The 499-nt window shown below is 54.7% G+C and carries 1 protein-coding gene; it reads right to left on the bottom strand.

Going from position 1 to position 499, the window contains the following annotated elements:
* Positions 1 to 499: hypothetical protein (locus tag K5Q92_RS23995; protein ID WP_220755747.1), on the bottom strand; the 499-nt coding region annotated here is incomplete at both ends.

The raw sequence follows: 499 nt of genomic DNA, 5'->3' as shown, positions 1-499 counted from the left end.
ACGTCATCAGCACCAATTTCAGCTTGGGTGAGCAGGCCATCGCCTGGGTTGCCATCATCAACAATCAATACCGTTGGCGCATTTGGCGCGGTTTCATCAGCAACGGTTGCGGTGTCGCTACCTTGAGCCGAGGTGTTGTCAGCCTTATCGGTTTGGGTGGCGGTGACTGTGATGCTGTCGCCTTCAGCAGGCGCGGTTTCTGTCCAGCTGATCACGCCGTTGGCATAAGTGTAGTTACCGAAGGTGAAGCTGCCGTTGCCAGCATCAGTGAAGTCAGCGAAACTCAGCTGAATGTCCCCGCCACCGTTAATGGTAAGCGTGACATAGCCGCCAGCTTCAAAGTCAGTACCATCGATAGTGACTTGCAGCTGCACGTCATCAGCACCAATTTCAGCTTGGGTGAGCAGGCCATCGCCTGGGTTGCCATCATCAACAATCAATACCGTTGGCGCATTTGGCGCGGTTTCATCAGCAACGGTTGCGGTGTCGCTACCTTGAG

This window comes from Shewanella sp. MBTL60-007 (assembly GCF_019654915.1).
Taxonomy (GTDB): Bacteria; Pseudomonadota; Gammaproteobacteria; order Enterobacterales; family Shewanellaceae; genus Shewanella.
This window is presented reverse-complemented; position numbering and strand designations above follow the sequence as displayed.